Origin of the sequence: Nonomuraea terrae, assembly GCF_044465245.1 — a bacterium.
GTDB lineage: Bacteria > Actinomycetota > Actinomycetes > Streptosporangiales > Streptosporangiaceae > Nonomuraea > Nonomuraea terrae.
On sequence record NZ_JBITLL010000003.1, the window covers coordinates 176,843 to 194,068 of the forward strand.

Below are 17,226 nucleotides of genomic sequence, written 5' to 3' on the forward strand. Positions count from 1 at the left end.
CAAGTTTTCGCAGGTAGGACATGTTCGGCCGGTGGCTTTAAACCCGGTCAAACCCCATTTGCGGACAGCGTCGAACGGCTTGGCAAGTCCCGCAGAGCGTCCGACAGCGGCCCCTCGTGGACCACCCCGAGCCGCTGTGTCGCGCGCGTGAGGGCGACGTACAGGTCGCTCGGTCCGCGCGGCGACTGGGCGGCGATGAGGCCCGGCTCGGCCACGACCACCGAGTCGAACTCCAGGCCCTTGGCGTCGGCCACGCCGAGGACGGCGACCGGCGCGTCGAGGGCCTCCGCTCCCCCGGCCCGGCCCGCGCCCGGTCGTACGACCACGGCGCCGGGCACCGCGCCGGCGACCTGCTCACCCAGGTCGGGCAGCAGCGCGTCGGGCACCACGACGGCGACCTTGCCGCCCTCGCCGACCTCGGCCTTGACGATCTCGGGCAGCGCCGCCAGCGGCGCCGACCAGGGCCGCGCGCCGGACTCGCGCACCGACGTGGGCGCCTCCAGCGCGGGGTCGACGGTGGCCAGGACGCGGGCGGCCACCTCCATGAGCTCGACCGGCGTGCGGTAGTTGACCGTCAGCCGCTCCTGCCGCCAGCGCCCGGCGACGTACGGGTCGAGGACCTCGCCCCACGAGCGGGCCCCGGCCGCCGAGCCGGTCTGCGCGATGTCGCCGACGATCGTCATCGACCGGGTGGGGCAGCGCCGCATGACCGCCCGCCACGCCATGGGCGACAGCTCCTGGGCCTCGTCCACGATCACGTGCCCGTACGCCCAGGTGCGGTCGGCGGCGGCGCGCTCGGCGGTCGTCAGGCGGGGGCCCTCGCCGCGCTGGCGCTCGGCCAGCCGTTCGGCCTCCATGACGTCGGACAGCCCGGTCAGCTCCAGGACCTCGCGGGCGTAGGCGAGCTCGGCCTCACGCTCGTGCTCCTCGGCCTGCCGGGCGGCGGCCAGCTCCTCCTCGGCCTGGAGCGCGGTGGCGCGCAGCACCTGCTCGTCGATCTCGCCGAGCAGATCGGCGGCCTCGTCGAGCAGCGGCACGTCCGAGTCGGTCCACGGGCCGCCGTCGCGGCGCAGCAGGGCGCGCTCGCCGGGGGTCAGCGCGGCGGCCGCGTGGTCGAGGCGCTCCTGGGAGCCGTACAGACCGAGCAGGAGACGCTGGGGCGTCAGGTACGGCCACAGCCGGTTGAGCGCCGCCTTGACGACCGGCTCGGTACGCAGGTCCTCGCGCAGGTCGGCGAGGTCGTCCTCGTCGAGCAGCCCCTTGCCTATCTTGCGGGCCTGCTGCCTGGCCAGCGCGTTCAGCAGCGAGCGCACGAACACGGCGCGGGCCTGGTTGTGCGGCCGGCGCAACCGGGTGGCCTTGTTCTTCGCGGCGTCCAGCATGGCGCGGTCGATGGTGAGCGTGACGCGGCCGAGGGGCAGCTCGATCGGCTTGCGCGGCACCCGCTGCCGGTCACGGACGGCCTTGGCGATCACCTCGGTCATCCGCAGGTCGCCCTTGAGCGCGGCCACCTCGGGGCGTTCGCGGGCGGTGGCCGTCACGCCCGGGTAGAGCTCGCCGACGGTGGACAGCAGCACGTCGGTCTCGCCGAGCGAGGGCAGCACCTGCTCGATGTAGCGCAGGAACGTGAGGTTGGGGCCGAGGATGAGCACGCCGCGGCGCTCCAGCCGCTCCCGGTGGGTGTAGAGCAGGTACGCCGCCCGGTGCAGGGCCACGACGGTCTTGCCGGTGCCGGGGCCGCCCTGCACCACGAGCACGCCGTTCAGGTCGCTGCGGATGACGCGGTCCTGCTCGGCCTGGATGGTGGCGACGATGTCGCGCATGCGGCCGGTGCGGCGCTCGTCGAGCGCGGCCAGCAGCGCGGCCTCGCCGTTGAGCGTGGCGCGGTCGTCGTCGGTGAGTGCGTCGAGGTCGAGCAGGTCGTCGTCGACGCCCACGACGCTGCGGCCCTTGGTCTGCAGGTGCCGGCGCCTGGTCACGCCCATCGGAGCGGCCGGCGTGGCGCGGTAGAAGGGCTGCGCCACCGGCGCCCGCCAGTCGATGAGCAGGCGCTGCTGGTCGTCGTCGGTGAGGCCGAGCTTGCCGATGTAGAGGCGGCCCTCGTCGGTGTGGTCGAGCCTGCCGAAGACCAGGCCGCGCTCGACCGCCCACAGCCGGGCGAGGCGGGTGGCGTACATCTCGGCGAACGTGTCGCGTTCGGACCTGTTCTGCATCGTGCCGACGGCGCCGGCGGCCAGCACCTCCTTGAGCTGACTCTGGGTGCGCTCGCGCAACGTGTCGAGCCGCTCGTAGAGGCGGGTGACATACTCCTGCTCTCGGGCGAGCTCGGTTTGACGAGCCGCCACCTGACCATTAATGTGGTTAATGGGACACTCCGGGCCATTCTGCTTGTTGTTACGACAAACGATGACATTAGCATGCCCGTCGCGGCACTCCCATCACTTTCCCCTTTCCGGACGAGCGCTCGCACCCCTTGACCGGCCCGCACGGATCTTTTTATGGTCGTCTCCCGTATTAGGAAAGTTTCCTAATACTGACCCGACGGAGACGCCGTGACCGGACCGGTTCCGGGGACCCCCAGTCTGCTACGCGCCATCAATGATCGCGCCGCCCTGCGGGCCCTGCTCGAACGCGGCCCCCTGACCCGTCCCGAGATCGGCGCGCTCACGGGGCTGTCCAAGCCGACGGCGTCCCAGCTGCTGCTCCGGCTGCGGTCCGTCGGGCTGGTGGTGCTCGACGGCGTACGGGAGGGCCTGCCCGGCCGTACGGCGGAGGTCTACCGGATCAACCCGGCGGCGGCCTACGCCGGCGCGCTCGACGTCACCCCCGGCCGCATCCAGGCCCGGGTGGCCGACATCACCGGCACGGTCGTCGGCGAGCACACGCTGGTCACGCCGCATCCGCCGCGGGGCACGCTGGTCGACCGGCTCGCCGCGGCCCTGCGCGGCGCCCGCCCGCCGGACCGCCTGCGCCGCGTCGTGATCGGCGTGCAGGCCGCGATCGACCCCTCCACCGGCGCCCTGGGGTACGCCGCCGCCGAGGACGTGCCCGGCTGGCAGATCCCCGGCCTGGTCCCGGCGCTGAGCACGGGGCTCGGCGTCCCGGTGGACGTGGAGAACGACGTCAACCTCGCCGCCGTGGCCGAGCGGGCGCACGGCGCCGCCCGCGGCCGGGCGGACTTCGTGCTGCTCTGGGCCGACCAGGGCATCGGCTCGGCGATCGTGCTGGGCGGGCGGATGCACCGGGGCGCGACCGGCGGCGCGGGCGAGGTCGGCTACCTGCCCGCCCCTGGCGCGCCGACGGCCCGCGAGACCGGCCGTTACGGCCGCCACGGCCTGCAGGCGCTGACCGGCGGGGCCGCGGTGCTGGAGGTGCTGCGCTCGTACGGCGTGCCGGGCGCGGACTTCCGCCAGGCGGTCGCCAACGCCGCACGGGAGGCCGAGGGCAGGTCGCTGGCGGGGTTGCGGGACGTGGCCGCCCGGCTGGCCGTGGGGCTGGCCGCGATCACCTCGGTCGTCGATCCCGCGCTGATCGTGCTGACCGGCGGCGTCCCGCTGGCGGGCGGGGAGCTGCTGCGCCGGCTGGTCGAGGAGGAGCTGCACGCGCTCACCATCCCGCGGCCGCCGGTCCGGCTGTCCGCCGTCGGCGGCAATCCCGTCCTCGCCGGGGCCCTCAGTGTCGCACTGGACGCCGTGCGGGAGGACGTGCTCGGCTCGCCGGTCCCCGCGTGAGGAGCCTAGGCGCCCAGGCCACGCCCACGAGGAACGCGGCCGCCGGTCGGCGTCGGCGTACCCCGCCACGGCCGCTGGGTTCGCCGTTCCACAGGACGTGGAACGGCACGGCCGCGACGGCTCCCACGTCGCCCTCATCCGGCGTCCTGGTCTACAGGTCGACTCGGCCGCGTGGACCCGCTCCGCGCCCTTACGGATCGTGACGCCGAATGTGATCACCCTCGGGGCCCGGTCAGGCGATGCCGTCCTGCCGGGCCTCCGGCTCGCCGGCCTCCTCGGAGGGAGCCAGCTCAGGGGCGCGGTGCTCGTACGGGGTGCTCAGCACGACGGTGGTGCGGGTCGAGACGTTGGCGGAGGCCCTGATCTGCTGCAGCAGGTCCTCCAGGGCCACCGGCGAGGCCACGCGCACCTTGAGGATGTAGCTCTCGTCGCCGGCCACGCTGTGGCAGGCCTCGATCGCCGACAGGTGCGCCAGCCGTTCCGGGGCGTCGTCGGGCGCCGCGGGGTCGATCGGCTTGATGGACACGAACGCGGTCAGTGGCAGCCCCACCGCGTCGTGGTCGATGATCGCGGCGTAGCCGCGGACGACTCCGCGCTTCTCCAGGCGGCGTACGCGCTGGTGGACGGCCGACACCGACAGCCCGGTCTCCCTGGCCAGGTCGGTGAAGCTCATGCGGCCGTCGCGGGCCAGCAGCGTGACGATCCGGCGGTCGATCTCCTCCATCGGTCAAAGGTAGCCGGTCATGGTCATGACATGGTCCCGACCGGGGCGACGCCCCTGCGCATCGCGTGCTCCATCAGCGTGATGAGCACCTCTCTGCCCGAGTCGCGGCGCCGGGCGTCGCAGCGCACGACGGGGATGCCGGGCTCCAGGCCGAGCGCCGAGCGCACCTGCCCGACCGTGAACGGGTCGCTGCCCTCGAAGCAGTTGAGCGCCACGATGAACGGCTGGTCACGCTTCTCGAAGTAGTCGACCGACGGGAAGCAGTCTTCCAGGCGGCGGGTGTCGGCCAGCACGACGGCGCCGAGCGCGCCCAGCGCCAGCTCGTCCCAGACGAACCAGAAGCGCTCCTGGCCCGGGGTGCCGAACAGGTACAGCATGTAGTCGTTGCGCAGCGTGATGCGGCCGAAGTCCATGGCCACGGTGGTGGCGAGCTTCCGCTCGACTCCGGACAGGTCGTCGACCTGGGCGCCGGCCTGGGTCAGAGCCTCCTCCGTGCGCAGGGGACGGGTCTCGGAGACCGCGCCCACCATGGTGGTCTTGCCGGCGCCGAACCCTCCCGCGATCAGGACTTTGACGGCGGTCGGCAGCCGCCAACGGTCATGACGACCGAATTCCATTCAGCACCGCCTGTACATTTCCGCGCATGTACAACCCCACCCCTGAGGTGCCGTGGTCAGTGGTATGTGTCAAGGCGCGTCGAGATCCACTTGCCTGGCACCGAGACACCCTAGCAACGCCACATTTCCCACTCAAGCCGCAGTTCTTTACAAGAATGAAATGTCCCTATTTGTCGCTTTAAGCGTGGCAGCTGAACGTACCAAGAAGTTAAAAGTCAAGAGAGCCTGTCAAGCTAGGACCACCGCAACCCCGAAATTCCGGTGAACCCGGCACTGAACCCCATCTGCCGCTGCAGGTAGGCGGCCGTCCGAGGGCTGTGCTCGCGGATCTGCCCGACGAGGGCGTCCGCCTCGCGGGCCAGCCGCTCCATCTCCGCGGTCACCTCGCCGCGGCTCACACCCAGCGCCAGCACGTTCAGGTCGCCCCAGCTGACGTCCCTGCGATAGGAGGCCACGTCGCCGAGCAGGAGCAGGTAGCGCTGCACGTGGCCGCTGACGGCGCGCAGCTCGTCCAGGTGGGCCCTGGCCCAGTCGTCGGCGGTGTAGATCCAGTGCGAGACGTCCACGAAGCACGATCCCCGGCTGTCCGCGTTCTCCAGGAAGCGGTCCAGCGTCGGCAGGGCGCCCGAGTCGCGCCACACCCACGCCCTGGCCATGCCCGCCAGCGTCCGGGCGAGCTGGTCACGCCAGAGCCCCCGCAGGTCGTGGAAGGCCTTGACGGTGGCCAGCTCGTCGCGCAGGTCGGCGAGGAAGCGGGTGATCGCCGAGCGCGGCACCGCCCCGTCCGCGACCGACAGGCACTCGCGGGTCAGCCGGTCGACCTGCTCCCGGGTGGTGGCCGTGTGGTCGACCAGCCGGTCGAGGGCGGCGACCCACAGGGCGGTCCGGTTGAGGATCTTCAGCCGGTCGGCGGCGGCCCAGGGGGCGCTGAAAGCGGAGGCCAGCGTGAGGGCGGTGAAGAAGTCGCTGCGGAAGGCCGCCGCGGGGAACAGCCCGCCGTACATCTGGGCGCAGCGCCGCAGGTCCCTGCCGCACTCGGCGGCCAGCGCGCACGTCCGCCCGAGCGCGTACGCCTCGCCCAGCTCGTCGTCCGGCATCTAGGGCCGCTCGATCTGCTCGCGGATCATGGGCGAACGACCCCCCATAAACGGATATACACCTGTGGCGGGAATTGTTTCATGATCACGTACTATCGATCAAGGTATCAGCAGCGTGACTGATCAGTCCGTTTCGCTCCCCGTGACCGACAGCTCCGCGCCGAGGCGGCCCCAGACGGCCGTGGCGTCGTCGTGCGGCTTGCCCTGCACCGGTCCCCTGGCCGTCTCCAGCTCGCGCACGGCGCCGATCACCGCCGCCGGCCCGCGCTCCGCCAGCAACGCCAGGACGGACGCCCAGCTCCACCCGTACCACTCGACCAGCCGGGACACCCCGTCGGTGAAGACTCCGGCCCCGCGCAGCGCGCCGGCGTCCACCTCGCCGGTGACCGCCTCGCGGGCGGCCTCCGGGCGGGCCGCCGCCACCCAGAACCCGCCGGGCGCGTTGCGCATCCGGCGTACCAGCTCCACGCTGTACGGCCGCCCGCCCGGCAGCCGTTCCAGCCGGTCGTCGGCCACCACCCGCAGCCCGCCGTCCGCGAACGCCAGCACCACCGGCGAGTCGCCCAGCACGAGGTACTCCAGCCGCCCGGAACGAACGCGCACCATGGCCACGGTCGCGGACGGCGAGTCGGGGTTGCCCAGGTCGCAGGTGCCGGCGTGGGCCCGCGCCGTGCGTTCGATGGCCGCCTCCAGGATCGCCGCCGGCGACCCGCCGTCACCGACCGACAGCGCGGCCGCCAGCTCGCCCCCGAGCCGCCCCACCAGCCACGCGACGTCGTGGACGCACCCGGACTCGACCCCGCCGGCCGCCGTGGCCCCGTCGAGCACGACGATCCAGGACGGCCCGGCCACCACCAGGTCCTCGTTGGGCCGCCCGGACCCGGGCCGGGTGGCGTACCTGATCTCCGCGAACATGACAGCGACTCTGCCACGGCGCCCAGGGTGGCGGCGTGACAGCCCTCCAGCGCGCCCTCAGCGACCCGCCCCTGCGCCCGCTCCCGCCCGAGGCGGCCGGGCTGCTGCGCGACCTGGACGCCCCGCCCCGCCCGGCGGCCCACCTGCGCGCCGTCCACGACGCCGCCTGCGAGATCCTCACCTGGCTGACGGCCCGCCATCCGGAGGTCGCCGTGGACGGCGACGCCGTGCGCCACGGCGCCGCCACCCACGACATCGGCAAGTGCCCGCACCCGGGCGAGCTGACCGGCCCCGCTCGGCGCACGAACGCGCCGGCCACCGCCTCCTGCCGGCCCGGGGCGTCCCGGAGCGGCCGGCCCGCTTCGCCCGCACCCACGCTTCATGGACCGCGCCGGGCACAACGTTGGAGGACCACCTGGTCAGCCTGGCCGACAAGGTGTGGAAGGCGAAGCGCGAGCCCGGCCTGGAGCGGCTGGTCGTCGACCGGCCGGCCGGCTCGTGAAGCCGGCCCGTGAAGCCGGCCCTGGAGTCGGCGCTGCCCCGGCCTGGCAGGTGTTCATGGAGTTGGACGACCTGCTCACCGGCGCATCGCCGGCCGCGCCGACGCCCGGCTCGCCTTCCAGAACGGCTATCCCGTCAGATGACCACCAGCTCGCGCGTGGTGTTGTTGAGGCGCTCGACGCCGTCCTCGGTGCACACGACGATGTCCTCGATGCGGGCGCCGTGCCGGCCGGCCAGGTAGATGCCCGGCTCCACCGAGAACGCGAACCCGGCCTCCAGCGGCTCGCCGTTGCCCGCCACGATGTACGGGTCCTCGTGCCCCTCGATGCCGATGCCGTGGCCGGTGCGGTGGATGAAGTACTCGCCGTATCCGGCCGCGGCGATGACGTCGCGCGCGGCGGCGTCGATCGACTCGCACGACACCCCCGGCCGCACGGCCGCGCAGGAGGCCTCCTGGGCGCGGTGCAGCACCTCGTAGTACGCGGTGAACTCCGCGGGCGGCTCGCCCACGCTGTAGGTGCGCGTGGAGTCGGAGCAGTAGCCGTTGGGCAGGTGGCCGCCGATGTCGACCACGACCGGCTCACCGGCCTGGATGACGCGGTCGGAGACGTCGTGGTGCGGGCTCGCGCCGTTGGGCCCGGAGGCGACGATCACGAAGTCGGCGGCGGCGTGCCCGGAGGCCAGGATCGCCTCGGCGATGTCGCGGGCCACCTCCCGCTCGGTGCGCCCGGCCCGCAGGAATTCCGGCACCTGCCGGTGCACGGAGTCGATCGCCTCCCCCGCCTGGCGCAGCGCGGCCACCTCGGCGGGCGACTTGCGCATGCGCAGCTCGCGCAGCACGCTGCCGGCCAGCACCTGCTCGGCGCCCGGCAGCGCGTCGCGGAAGCGCAGCGACGCCATCGCCCACATACGGTCGGCCAGGCCCACCTTGGCCGCCCGGCCCAGCCGCGCCGCGGCGATCGCGTACGGGTCGTCGGTCTCGTCCCACGCCACGAACTCCAGCCCCAGGCGGGAGGCCGGCGAGGCCTGCGCGGCGGGCAGCTCCAGCCGGGGCACCATCATGTACGCCTCGCCGGAGGCGGGCACCACGAGGCACGTCAGCCGCTCCAGCTGCTTGGCGTCGTAACCGCTGACGTAGCGAAGGTCGGGACCGGGCGTCAGCAGCAGGGCGTCGAGGCCGGCCTTGGCGGTGGCCTCCTGCACGGCGGCCAGACGGGACACGGGATACAGGTCTGAGGACGTCACAGGCTCAATCTACTCGTAATCGCGCCGCCTAAAATCCGCGAAAAGGACTTACAACACGGCCGTCCAGCACCACGCTCCGCACATCATCGACCACGTAGTGTGGGGCCAATTGTCCAGTTCCACTGCGCTTTGAGAGTGAGACATGGTCGACGTCATTGGCGCGGCGGGGCTGCTCGGGGCCGAGACCGACGCCGAGATGCTCGCCGTACGGCTGGCCCACGCCCAACGGCTCGGCAACATGGGCTGGGCGGAGTGGCACCTGCACACCGGCGAGACCACCTGGTCGGAGCAGGTGTACGCCATCTTCGGCCGCGACCCGGGCCAGGGCCCGATCGCCCTGCCCGACCTGGCCGGGCACGTCGAGCCCGGCGACGCCGCCACGCTCGACCGGCTGCTCTGGTCGGTGCTGCAGGGCGAGGAGCAGGTGCACGCGGAGTTCCGCATCCGGCGCGGCCCCGGAGACCTGCGCGACCTACGGGTGGTGCTGGAGCCGCTGGCCGGCCCGGGGGGCCCGGTCGGCATGCACGGCGTCATCCAGGACATCACCGGCCGCCGCCGCGCCGAGCGCATGGTCTCGGAGTCGCGCCGCCAGCTCCTGGAGGCCCGCGAGCAGGCCGCCGAGGAACGCCACGTCATGCTCGCCCTGCGCGAGGCCATCCTGCCCGCGCCCGCCGGCTGCCTCGATCTGCCGAACACCGGCATCGCGGTGCGCTACGTGCCCGCGGAGAAGACCGCGAACCTCGGCGGCGACTGGTTCGAAGCCGCCCAGGCCGCCGACGGCCGCCTGCTGCTGGCCATCGGCGACGTCTCCGGCCACGGCCTGCCCGCGATCGCGCGCATGGCCCAGCTGCGCCACGCCCTGGTGGGCCTGGCCATGACCGGGCAGGCCGCCAACCGGCTGCTCGACTGGCTGAACGAGCTCGTCCTGCACCAGCTCACCGACACCACCGCCACGGCGGTCATCGGCCACCTCGACCCGGAGACCCGGGTGTTCGCCTGGGCGCAGGCCGGCAACCTGGCGCCCATCCTGGTGCGCGACGGCGCGGCCGCCCATCTCGGCCAGCCGCGCGGCGTGTTGCTCGGCGCCGTCTCCGGGCGGCCGTACGAGCTGGCCACGACGCGGTTGCTGCCCGGCGACGTGCTGCTGATGTTCACCGACGGGCTGGTCGAGCGGCGCACCCGCGACATCGAGGCCGGTCTCGCGCTGGCCCTGGCCGCCGCCCGCCGGATCCGGGGCGAGGATCTCGACGGCGGGCTCGACCGCCTGCTCGCCGACATCGGCGGACCCAACCCGGAAGACGACGCGTGCCTGCTCGGGGTGGGCATACTGGGCTAGTGCTGATGCTTCTGGACACCCCGTCCCTCTACTTCCGCGCCTTCTACGGCGTCCCGGAGTCGATCAAGGCTCCGGACGGCTCCCCCGTCAACGCGGTACGCGGCCTCATCGACATGATCGCCACCCTCGTGCGCACCCACTCCCCCGCCGAGCTCGTGGCCACCATGGACGCCGACTGGCGGCCGGCGTTCCGGGTCGCGGCGATCCCGACGTACAAGGCGCACCGGGTGGCCGAGGGCGACGCCGAGGAGGTGCCCGACGCGCTCGTGCCGCAGATCGCGGTGATCCAGGAGGTGCTCGACGCCGTCGGCATCGCCCGCCTGGAGTCGCCCGGCTACGAGGCCGACGACGTGATCGGCACGCTCACCCATCAGGCCTCCGGCGCGGTCGACATCGTCACCGGCGACCGCGACCTGTTCCAGCTCGTCGACGACTCGCGGCCGGTGCGCGTGCTCTACACCGCGCGCGGCATCCGCAACCTGCAGATCGTCGACGAGGCGTTCGTGACCGCCAAGTACGGCATCCCCGGCCGTTCGTACGCCGACTTCGCCACGCTGCGCGGCGACCCCAGCGACGGCCTGCCCGGCGTGCCCGGCGTCGGCGACAAGACGGCCGCCGCCCTGATCACCCGCTTCGGCACGCTGGATGCGCTGCTCGACGCCCTCGACGCGGGCTCGGCCGACGGCTTCCCGGCCGGCAGCCGCACCCGCCTGGCCGCCGCCCGCGACTACCTGCGGGCCGCCCCCGCCGTCGTCGCGGTGGCCCCCGACGCGCCGCTGCCCGCCGCCGACCTGACGCTGCCGGCCAAGCCACGCGACCCGGAGGCGCTCGTCCGCCTGGCCGACCGTCACGGTCTCGACAGCCCGCTCAACCGCCTGCTCGACGCCCTGGGCGGCTGACCCTCAGCCCGCCAGGAACGCGCGCACGGCCTGCTGCGCGGCCTCGGTGAGGCGGGCGTGCACGAGCGCGTTCTCCTCGCGGTCCGTACGCACCTCCACCACCCGCGGCCCCTCGCCGCGCAGCGCCTTGGGCAGCTCGCTGACGTCGCCCACCAGCGTGTACGGCGTGCCCGTCGCCGCGGCGACGTATCCGAGCTCCACGCCGTGCGGCGTGCCGAAGACCCGCTCGAACGGGTCGCGCACGGCCGCCTGAGGCAGCAGCGAGAAGATGCCGCCTCCGTCGTTGTTGACCACCACGAGGCACAGGTCGGGCCGCGGCTCGCGGGGCCCGAGCACGAGCCCGTTCTGGTCGTGCAGGAACGACAGGTCGCCCATCAGCGCGTACGACGGGCCGTTGTGGGCCAGCGCCGCCCCCATCGCGGTGGACACCAGCCCGTCGATGCCGGAGGCCCCCCGGTTGGCCATGAGCCGCAGGCCGCGCCGGGGCCGCATGGCCTGGTCGAGGTCGCGGATCGGCATCGAGGAGCCGCAGAACAGCAGCGAGCCGTTCGGCAGGGCGTCCGCCAGGTCGCGGGCGATGCGCGGCTCGCTGGTGCCCGACAGGTCGAGCACCTCGTCCACCGCTCCTCTGGCCGCCCGGTCGGCCTGCCGCCAGGCGTTCAGCCAGCTGTCGTCGCCCGCGGCGACCGGGATCTCCACGGCCTGCGCCACCTGCGTGGCCGAGCGGGTCGGGTCGGGCCAGCGGTCGAGGCCGGGCGCCACCACGATGTGCTCCCCGGCCTGCCGCAGCCAGGCCAGCAGCGGCTTCGACAGCCCGGGGCGGCCCAGCGTGACGACCACGTCGGGCCGGTAGGCGCCGGCGAACTCCGGCGTGCCGAGCAGGTGGTGGTAGGTGGAGATGGCGTGGTCGCCGTAGCGCCCGCCGCCGTTCGGCTCCGACAGCACCGGCCAGCCGGCCATGCCGGCCGCCGCGACGTAACGGCGCACGTTGGCGGCGCCGTCGCCGACCACGAGCACGCCGCGCCGGGTGGGCGGCAGGTGCAGGGCCACGGGCGGCGGCGCGACCCGGGCGCGCACCCAGGGCCCGCCCGCCGCGCCTTCGAGCGGCTCGCTCCAGCTCGGGTCGCCGTCCGGTATGAGCGGCTCCCTGAAGGCCAGGTTGAGGTGGACCGGGCCGGGGTCGTACGGGCCGGCGGCGCGCTGGTAGGCGCGGCAGGCCAGCGACCGCCAGTAGGCCACCTGGCCGGGCCGGTCCTCCGGCACGCCGACCTCGGCGAACCAGCGGGCCGCGGCGCCGTACAGCTTGAGCTGGTCGATCGTCTGGTTGGCGCCGGTGCCGCGCAGTTCGGGCGGCCGGTCGGCGGTCAGCACGAGCAGCGGCACGCCGGACTCGGCGGCCTCGATCACGGCCGGGTGGAAGTTGGCGGCGGCGGTGCCGGAGGAGCAGATCAGCGCGACCGGCCGCTCGGAGCGCCTGGCCAGCCCCAGCGCCAGGAAGGACGCCGAGCGCTCGTCGATGCGGACGTGCAGCCGCACCCGCGACTCGGCGTGCAGCGCCATGGCCAGCGGGGCGGAGCGGGAGCCGGGCGCCAGCACCACGTCGGTCAGGCCGCAGCGCACCAGCTCGTCGATCAGCACCGTGGCGAGCGCGGTGGCGGGGTTCAACGTGACGCCTCCTGCATCCGGCGAAGCCACTGGGGAGATTCGATCTCAAATGCCGACAAATGCTGAAAATTCACCGGGGGACGGCGGACCGCCAGCTCGCCGTTCACCGGCACCAGCGAGTCCTCCACGACGTCGCCCGCAAGCAGGGACATCGTGCCGAGCCCGCACGCGTACGGCAGCGACGGCAGCGCCGCCGCCAGCGCCACCCCTGCGGCCAGCCCCACGGACGTCTCCACGGCGCTGGAGACGACCGCGGGCAACCCGCACGCCTCCACCACCCGCAGCGCGTCGCGCACCCCGCCGAGCGGCTGCACCTTGACCACGGCGATGTCGGCGGCCTCGGCCGCCCGCACCCGCAGCGGATCCTCCGCCCTGCGGATGGACTCGTCGGCCGCGATCGGCACGTCGCACGCCCGGCGCACCGCCGCCAGCTCCTCCAGCGTTGCGCACGGCTGCTCGGCGTATTCCAGGTCGAAGCGGTCGAGCCGTTTGAGCCGCCGCACGGCCTCGTCGACCTCCCAGGCGCCGTTGACGTCGACGCGCAGCTTGCCCGAGGGGCCCAGCGCGTCGCGTACGGCCTCCACCCGGGCCACGTCGTCGTCGAACGTCTGGCCGCGCTCGGCCACCTTCACCTTGGCCGTGCCGCACCCGGAGCGGCGCACGATGTCGTAGGCCTGCTCGGGGTCGACCGCGGGTACGGTCGCGTTGACCGGCACGCGGTCGCGCACCGGCTCCGGCCAGCCCTCGAACGCCGCCTCACGGGCGCACGCCAGCCAGCGGGCGCACTCGCGCGGGCCGTACTCGGGGAACGGCGAGAACTCGCCCCACCCCGCCGGGCCGTGCAGCAGCACCCCTTCCCTGACGGTCTGCCCCCGGAACCGCGTACGCATCGGGATGCGGAAGACCACGGGAGAACGCGTCACGACCCTCCCTGCGCCTGTGTTCGAAACTGTCGCCACTAACCTTACGAGCATGTGGAGGAACCCGTCGCATCCGGACCGCCCGCTGCACGCCCTCGTGCGGCCTCCGGGCCCCGCCCTCTTCACGGCGATCCGCGATGCGCTCGACGGCGACGGCCCGGCCGTGCTCCCGCTGTCACCCGGCCACTCCATCGGAGCGATCGCCTCGCTGCGCCCCACTCACGCCGACGGCGAGGCGCTCGACGGCGGCGCCGGCGTCCCCGATGACGTCGCGGTCGTCATCGCCACCAGCGGCAGCACCGGCGCCCCCAAGGGCGTGATGCTGTCGGCCACGGCGCTGCGGACCTCCGCGGCGGCCTCGCTGCGCCGCGTCGAGGCCTCGAAGGGCGATCGCTGGCTGTGCTGCCTGCCCGTCGCCCACGTCTCCGGCCTGCAGGTCCTCGTCCGGGCCCTGCTGTCAGGGAGCGAGCCGATCATCCACTCCGGCTTCGACCCGCACGCGGTGCTGTCCTCGGGCGCCGACCACGTCTCGCTCGTGCCGACCCAGCTCCACCGGCTGGTCGAGCTCGGAGCCGACCTGTCGGTGTTCAGGACGATCCTGCTCGGCGGCGCCGCGCCCCGTGCGGGGCTGCTCGATCAGGCCCGCGACCTCGGCGCACGGATCGTCACGACGTACGGGATGAGCGAGACGTGCGGCGGCTGCGTGTACGACGGCCTGCCCCTTTACGGCGTAGATCTCAAAATCGGCGACGACGGCCTGATCAGGATCTCCGGGGCGGTGCTGTTCTCCGGCTACCGCTTCGCCGACCCGCCCATGCCGCTGGACGGCGGCTGGTTCGTCACCTCCGACCTGGGCGAGCTCCACGGCGGCCGGCTGCGCGTGCTGGGCCGGGCCGACGACGTCATCAACACCGGCGGCGAGAAGGTCGTGGCCGGCGCCGTGACCGCCGTCCTCGCCACCCACCCCGAGGTGGCCGACGTGGCCGTGATCGGCACGCCCGACCCCGAATGGGGCGAGGCGGTCACCGCCGTCGTGGTCCCCGTCACGCCCGACACGCCCCCCACGCTTTCGCAATTGCGGGCATATTGCCGCGATAGGCTTCCCCCGCATGCGGCGCCCCGTGGCCTGCGGCTGGTTCCCCGGCTGCCTCTGCTGCCCAACGGCAAAACCGACCTGATGCGCCTGAGGGCAGGAACCTGACGAGTTGCGGCTGCGTCATAGAGGGAGAAGGAGGGAGCCTTTTATGGACGAGACCCGCAAGATGTGGGCATCCGCGGCCATCGTCGGCGTGATCGTCGTCGGGGGAGCCTCAGTCGCGGCGGCCGCTTCGGCGGGCAAGCTCGACCAGGTGGCGAGGGAGACCCGGGCCGTGGTGGAGAAGGCCCCGCAGGGCTCGACGACCCCGTCCGCAGGGCCGTCCGAGGACGACATCGTCGTCTCGACGCAGGTCAACCCCAACCCCGGCGAGGTCCTCGAACACTGGACCGACGAGCGCATGGAGCACGCCGAGCCCATGCCGATGCCGGTGATCACCTTGGACGAGGAGCAGCTCGCGGAATAAGTCCGGGCCGCGCACGGTTGGCATAGTGGGCGTTCTGTCCCTTTTTTTACCCTGCAACGTGCGCACGGGAACAAATGACGGCGATTGGCGTTATTGCTACTGGTGCGCCGTGCGAGCAACGAAGCCGCCCCACCACAACAAGCCTGATCGCTTCGACTCCGTACGGAGGAGGTGTCCTCATGCCCAGAACCGCCGTGGCGACCCCACCAGCAACTCTCGACCAGCTCCTTGAACGAGGGCGAGCCCAGGGTCACCTTTCTCTGGCGGAGCTGCGTGACGCGTTCGCGAAGACCGGCATCAGCCCCTCTGAAGGCCGCACCATCCTGCGGGAACTGTCAGAGGCCGGCGTGAGCCTGGCCGCCGAGAACGAGGCGTCCGCCAGCACTGCCCCCAGGAAGACCAGCCAGAAGAATACGGCGACGACCAAGAAGACCTCGCGCTCGAAGACTACCGGCCGCAAGGCCGCGGAGGCAAAAACCGCCGACGCCGCCAGGGGCGTCACCCCATCGGAGCCCAAGCCCGAGCACCTCGAGGACGTCCCCGACGACGTGGCGCTCACCGAGGACGTCGACAACGAGCAGATGGACCTCGACGACACCCAGTCCGTCATGGGCGACTCGGTGCACACCTACCTGAAGTCCATCGGCCGCCGCACGCTGCTCACCGCGGCGCAGGAGGTCGAGCTGGCCCGCCGGATCGAGGCAGGCCTGTACGCCGAGTACAAGCTGGAGACCCACCCCGACCTGCCGGACTCCCTCAAGGACGACCTGTACATGGTCGTGGAGGACGGCAAGGAGGCCAAGGACCACATGCTGGAGGCCAACCTCCGCCTGGTGGTCTCGGTGGCCAAGAAGTACACCGACCGCGGCATGTCCCTGCTGGACGTCGTCCAGGAAGGCAACCTGGGACTGATCAGGGCGGTGGAGAAGTTCGACTACACCAAGGGCTTCAAGTTCTCCACGTACGCCATGTGGTGGATCAGGCAGGCCATCCAGCGCGGCTTCGCCGACTCGGCGCGCACCATCCGGCTGCCCGTGCACGTACTGGAGATGCTGTCGAAGCTGTCGCGGATCGAGCGTGACATGCACCAGCGCCTGGGCCGTGAGCCCACGCCCGAGGAGCTGGCCGTCGAGCTCGACAAGACCCCCGACCAGATCGAGGAGCTGCTGCGCACGAGCCGCCAGCCGATCTCGCTGAACGCCACGATCGGCGAGGACGGCGAGACCACGATCGGCGACCTCATCGAGGACGTCGACTCGCCGGAGGCGTCGGAGATCGTCGACCGCCAGCTGCTGGGCGACCAGCTGCGGGGCGTGCTCGACAACCTCTCGCCGCGCGAGTCGAAGATCATGGCTCTGCGCTTCGGCCTGGTGGACGGCAAGCCGCACACCCTCGACGAGATCGGCAAGCACCTGGGCCTGACCCGGGAGCGGATCCGCCAGCTGGAGAAGGAGTCGCTCTCCAAGCTGCGCCACCCGAGCAACACGCGCCCGCTGCTCGACTGGGCCAGCTGAGACACCGAAGAGCCCCGGCCTCCCCGGCCGGGGCTCTTTCGCGTGCTGGGACGCTAGCGGGTGGCGGGGACCGGGCGCGGGATCCTCGGGATGCCCCACATCCGGTTCTCCTCGCGCAGCGTGCGCAGCCGCTCGACCTCGGAGGTCCACATGGCCCCGGCCGGCGTGGCCTTGGCCTTGCGGCGCGCGATGCGGTCGTCGTAGGACTTCACGCCGAACGTGGCCCGCTGGCCCGCCTCCGCCGCCCGCAGCGCCTCGGTCAGCGCCTTGTCGAAGGCGATGCCGGCGGCCATCAGCTCGAGGTCGTCGGCCCCGGCCGCACGCAGCTCACGCAGCGTCGCCTCGGCCTCGCGGGCCTTGTCGAGCAGCTCGGGGAACCCCTTGGAGATCTCCTGGTCCGCGTGGTAGCGGACCTCTGCCTCCCGGCTCACCCGCGGACGGAAAAACGCCATCGAACCGGCCCCTTCACGCTGTACGTTCACTCGTTCACCGGCAAGAGT

16 protein-coding genes are annotated in these 17,226 nt (G+C 72.9%); 7 read left to right on the top strand and 9 right to left on the bottom strand.

Features of this window, described 5'->3' with window-relative positions:
- Positions 1–47 precede the first annotated feature (47 nt).
- Positions 48–2,213 (bottom strand): HelD family protein, encoded by a 2,166-nt coding sequence (locus ACIBP6_RS13300; RefSeq protein ID WP_397053383.1) that lies wholly within the window; start codon positions 2,211–2,213, stop codon positions 48–50.
- Between the two features lie 339 nt (positions 2,214–2,552).
- On the opposite strand from ACIBP6_RS13300, the gene ACIBP6_RS13305 reads away from it, so the two are divergent.
- Entirely contained in the window at positions 2,553–3,731 is a 1,179-nt protein-coding gene (locus tag ACIBP6_RS13305) for an ROK family transcriptional regulator (RefSeq protein ID WP_397051828.1), read from the top strand.
- A gap of 232 nt (positions 3,732–3,963) precedes the next feature.
- Here ACIBP6_RS13305 and ACIBP6_RS13310 read toward each other — a convergent pair whose 3' ends face one another.
- The 4 genes from ACIBP6_RS13310 to ACIBP6_RS13325 form a co-directional block, all read right to left on the bottom strand.
- Positions 3,964–4,455 (bottom strand): Lrp/AsnC family transcriptional regulator, encoded by a 492-nt coding sequence (locus ACIBP6_RS13310; RefSeq protein WP_132608941.1) that lies wholly within the window; start codon positions 4,453–4,455, stop codon positions 3,964–3,966.
- A 23-nt stretch (positions 4,456–4,478) separates the two neighbouring features.
- The gene (locus ACIBP6_RS13315; protein ID WP_397051830.1) at positions 4,479–5,072 is read right to left on the bottom strand and encodes a GTP-binding protein; all 594 of its coding nucleotides are present in this window, start codon (positions 5,070–5,072) and stop codon (positions 4,479–4,481) included.
- A gap of 233 nt (positions 5,073–5,305) precedes the next feature.
- Entirely contained in the window at positions 5,306–6,169 is an 864-nt protein-coding gene (locus ACIBP6_RS13320; protein WP_397051832.1) for a terpene synthase family protein, read from the bottom strand.
- Positions 6,170–6,292: 123 nt separating this feature from the next.
- Entirely contained in the window at positions 6,293–7,084 is a 792-nt protein-coding gene (locus ACIBP6_RS13325) for a protein phosphatase 2C domain-containing protein (RefSeq protein ID WP_397051834.1), read from the bottom strand.
- Between the two features lie 35 nt (positions 7,085–7,119).
- On the opposite strand from ACIBP6_RS13325, the gene ACIBP6_RS13330 reads away from it, so the two are divergent.
- Positions 7,120–7,599, top strand: a complete 480-nt coding sequence (locus ACIBP6_RS13330) for a hypothetical protein (protein ID WP_397051836.1) — start codon at positions 7,120–7,122, stop codon at positions 7,597–7,599.
- A 121-nt stretch (positions 7,600–7,720) separates the two neighbouring features.
- Here the strand turns inward: ACIBP6_RS13330 and ACIBP6_RS13335 are convergent, their stop codons facing one another.
- Positions 7,721–8,830 carry a M24 family metallopeptidase gene (locus ACIBP6_RS13335; protein ID WP_397051838.1) on the bottom strand — a complete coding sequence of 370 codons (1,110 nt, stop codon included), beginning with the start codon at positions 8,828–8,830 and terminating at the stop codon, positions 7,721–7,723.
- 142 nt (positions 8,831–8,972) lie between these two features.
- Between ACIBP6_RS13335 and ACIBP6_RS13340 the strand changes: the two genes are divergently transcribed.
- Together ACIBP6_RS13340 and ACIBP6_RS13345 are read left to right on the top strand one after the other, a co-directional pair.
- Positions 8,973–10,166, top strand: a complete 1,194-nt coding sequence (locus ACIBP6_RS13340; RefSeq protein ID WP_397051840.1) for a PP2C family protein-serine/threonine phosphatase — start codon at positions 8,973–8,975, stop codon at positions 10,164–10,166.
- A gap of 5 nt (positions 10,167–10,171) precedes the next feature.
- Positions 10,172–11,065 (top strand): 5'-3' exonuclease, encoded by an 894-nt coding sequence (locus ACIBP6_RS13345; RefSeq protein WP_397053385.1) that lies wholly within the window; start codon positions 10,172–10,174, stop codon positions 11,063–11,065.
- A 3-nt stretch (positions 11,066–11,068) separates the two neighbouring features.
- Here ACIBP6_RS13345 and menD read toward each other — a convergent pair whose 3' ends face one another.
- Positions 11,069–12,730: a 2-succinyl-5-enolpyruvyl-6-hydroxy-3-cyclohexene-1-carboxylic-acid synthase gene (gene menD / locus ACIBP6_RS13350; RefSeq protein ID WP_397051842.1), complete on the bottom strand. Its 1,662-nt coding sequence runs from the start codon at positions 12,728–12,730 to the stop codon at positions 11,069–11,071.
- Positions 12,727–13,620, bottom strand: a complete 894-nt coding sequence (locus ACIBP6_RS13355; protein ID WP_246074432.1) for an o-succinylbenzoate synthase — start codon at positions 13,618–13,620, stop codon at positions 12,727–12,729. Before ACIBP6_RS13355 ends, menD begins: the two co-directional genes overlap by 4 nt.
- A gap of 82 nt (positions 13,621–13,702) precedes the next feature.
- Between ACIBP6_RS13355 and ACIBP6_RS13360 the strand changes: the two genes are divergently transcribed.
- From ACIBP6_RS13360 to ACIBP6_RS13370, 3 genes are all read left to right on the top strand, one after another.
- Positions 13,703–14,851 carry an AMP-binding protein gene (locus ACIBP6_RS13360; protein WP_397051844.1) on the top strand — a complete coding sequence of 383 codons (1,149 nt, stop codon included), beginning with the start codon at positions 13,703–13,705 and terminating at the stop codon, positions 14,849–14,851.
- A gap of 43 nt (positions 14,852–14,894) precedes the next feature.
- A complete protein-coding gene (locus tag ACIBP6_RS13365) occupies positions 14,895–15,212 on the top strand; it encodes a hypothetical protein (protein ID WP_397051846.1) in 318 nt (105 codons plus the stop codon).
- 179 nt (positions 15,213–15,391) lie between these two features.
- Positions 15,392–16,726, top strand: a complete 1,335-nt coding sequence (locus ACIBP6_RS13370) for an RNA polymerase sigma factor (RefSeq protein WP_397051848.1) — start codon at positions 15,392–15,394, stop codon at positions 16,724–16,726.
- A 53-nt stretch (positions 16,727–16,779) separates the two neighbouring features.
- Here ACIBP6_RS13370 and ACIBP6_RS13375 read toward each other — a convergent pair whose 3' ends face one another.
- The gene (locus ACIBP6_RS13375) at positions 16,780–17,178 is read right to left on the bottom strand and encodes a hypothetical protein (protein ID WP_132608931.1); all 399 of its coding nucleotides are present in this window, start codon (positions 17,176–17,178) and stop codon (positions 16,780–16,782) included.
- Positions 17,179–17,226: the final 48 nt, after the last annotated feature.

Excerpts from the sequence above, each read along its gene's own strand:
- ACIBP6_RS13300 (WP_397053383.1), bottom strand. The coding sequence starts at position 2,213 with ATGCAGAACAGGTCCGAACGCGACACGTTCGCCGAGATGTACGCCACC.
- ACIBP6_RS13310 (WP_132608941.1), bottom strand. The coding sequence starts at position 4,455 with ATGGAGGAGATCGACCGCCGGATCGTCACGCTGCTGGCCCGCGACGGC.
- ACIBP6_RS13315 (WP_397051830.1), bottom strand. The coding sequence starts at position 5,072 with ATGGAATTCGGTCGTCATGACCGTTGGCGGCTGCCGACCGCCGTCAAA.
- ACIBP6_RS13320 (WP_397051832.1), bottom strand. The coding sequence starts at position 6,169 with ATGCCGGACGACGAGCTGGGCGAGGCGTACGCGCTCGGGCGGACGTGC.
- ACIBP6_RS13325 (WP_397051834.1), bottom strand. The coding sequence starts at position 7,084 with ATGTTCGCGGAGATCAGGTACGCCACCCGGCCCGGGTCCGGGCGGCCC.
- ACIBP6_RS13340 (WP_397051840.1), top strand. The coding sequence starts at position 8,973 with ATGGTCGACGTCATTGGCGCGGCGGGGCTGCTCGGGGCCGAGACCGAC.
- ACIBP6_RS13345 (WP_397053385.1), top strand. The coding sequence starts at position 10,172 with ATGCTTCTGGACACCCCGTCCCTCTACTTCCGCGCCTTCTACGGCGTC.
- ACIBP6_RS13355 (WP_246074432.1), bottom strand. The coding sequence starts at position 13,620 with ATGCGTACGCGGTTCCGGGGGCAGACCGTCAGGGAAGGGGTGCTGCTG.
- ACIBP6_RS13360 (WP_397051844.1), top strand. The coding sequence starts at position 13,703 with ATGTGGAGGAACCCGTCGCATCCGGACCGCCCGCTGCACGCCCTCGTG.
- ACIBP6_RS13365 (WP_397051846.1), top strand. The coding sequence starts at position 14,895 with ATGGACGAGACCCGCAAGATGTGGGCATCCGCGGCCATCGTCGGCGTG.
- ACIBP6_RS13370 (WP_397051848.1), top strand. The coding sequence starts at position 15,392 with ATGCCCAGAACCGCCGTGGCGACCCCACCAGCAACTCTCGACCAGCTC.
- ACIBP6_RS13375 (WP_132608931.1), bottom strand. The coding sequence starts at position 17,178 with ATGGCGTTTTTCCGTCCGCGGGTGAGCCGGGAGGCAGAGGTCCGCTAC.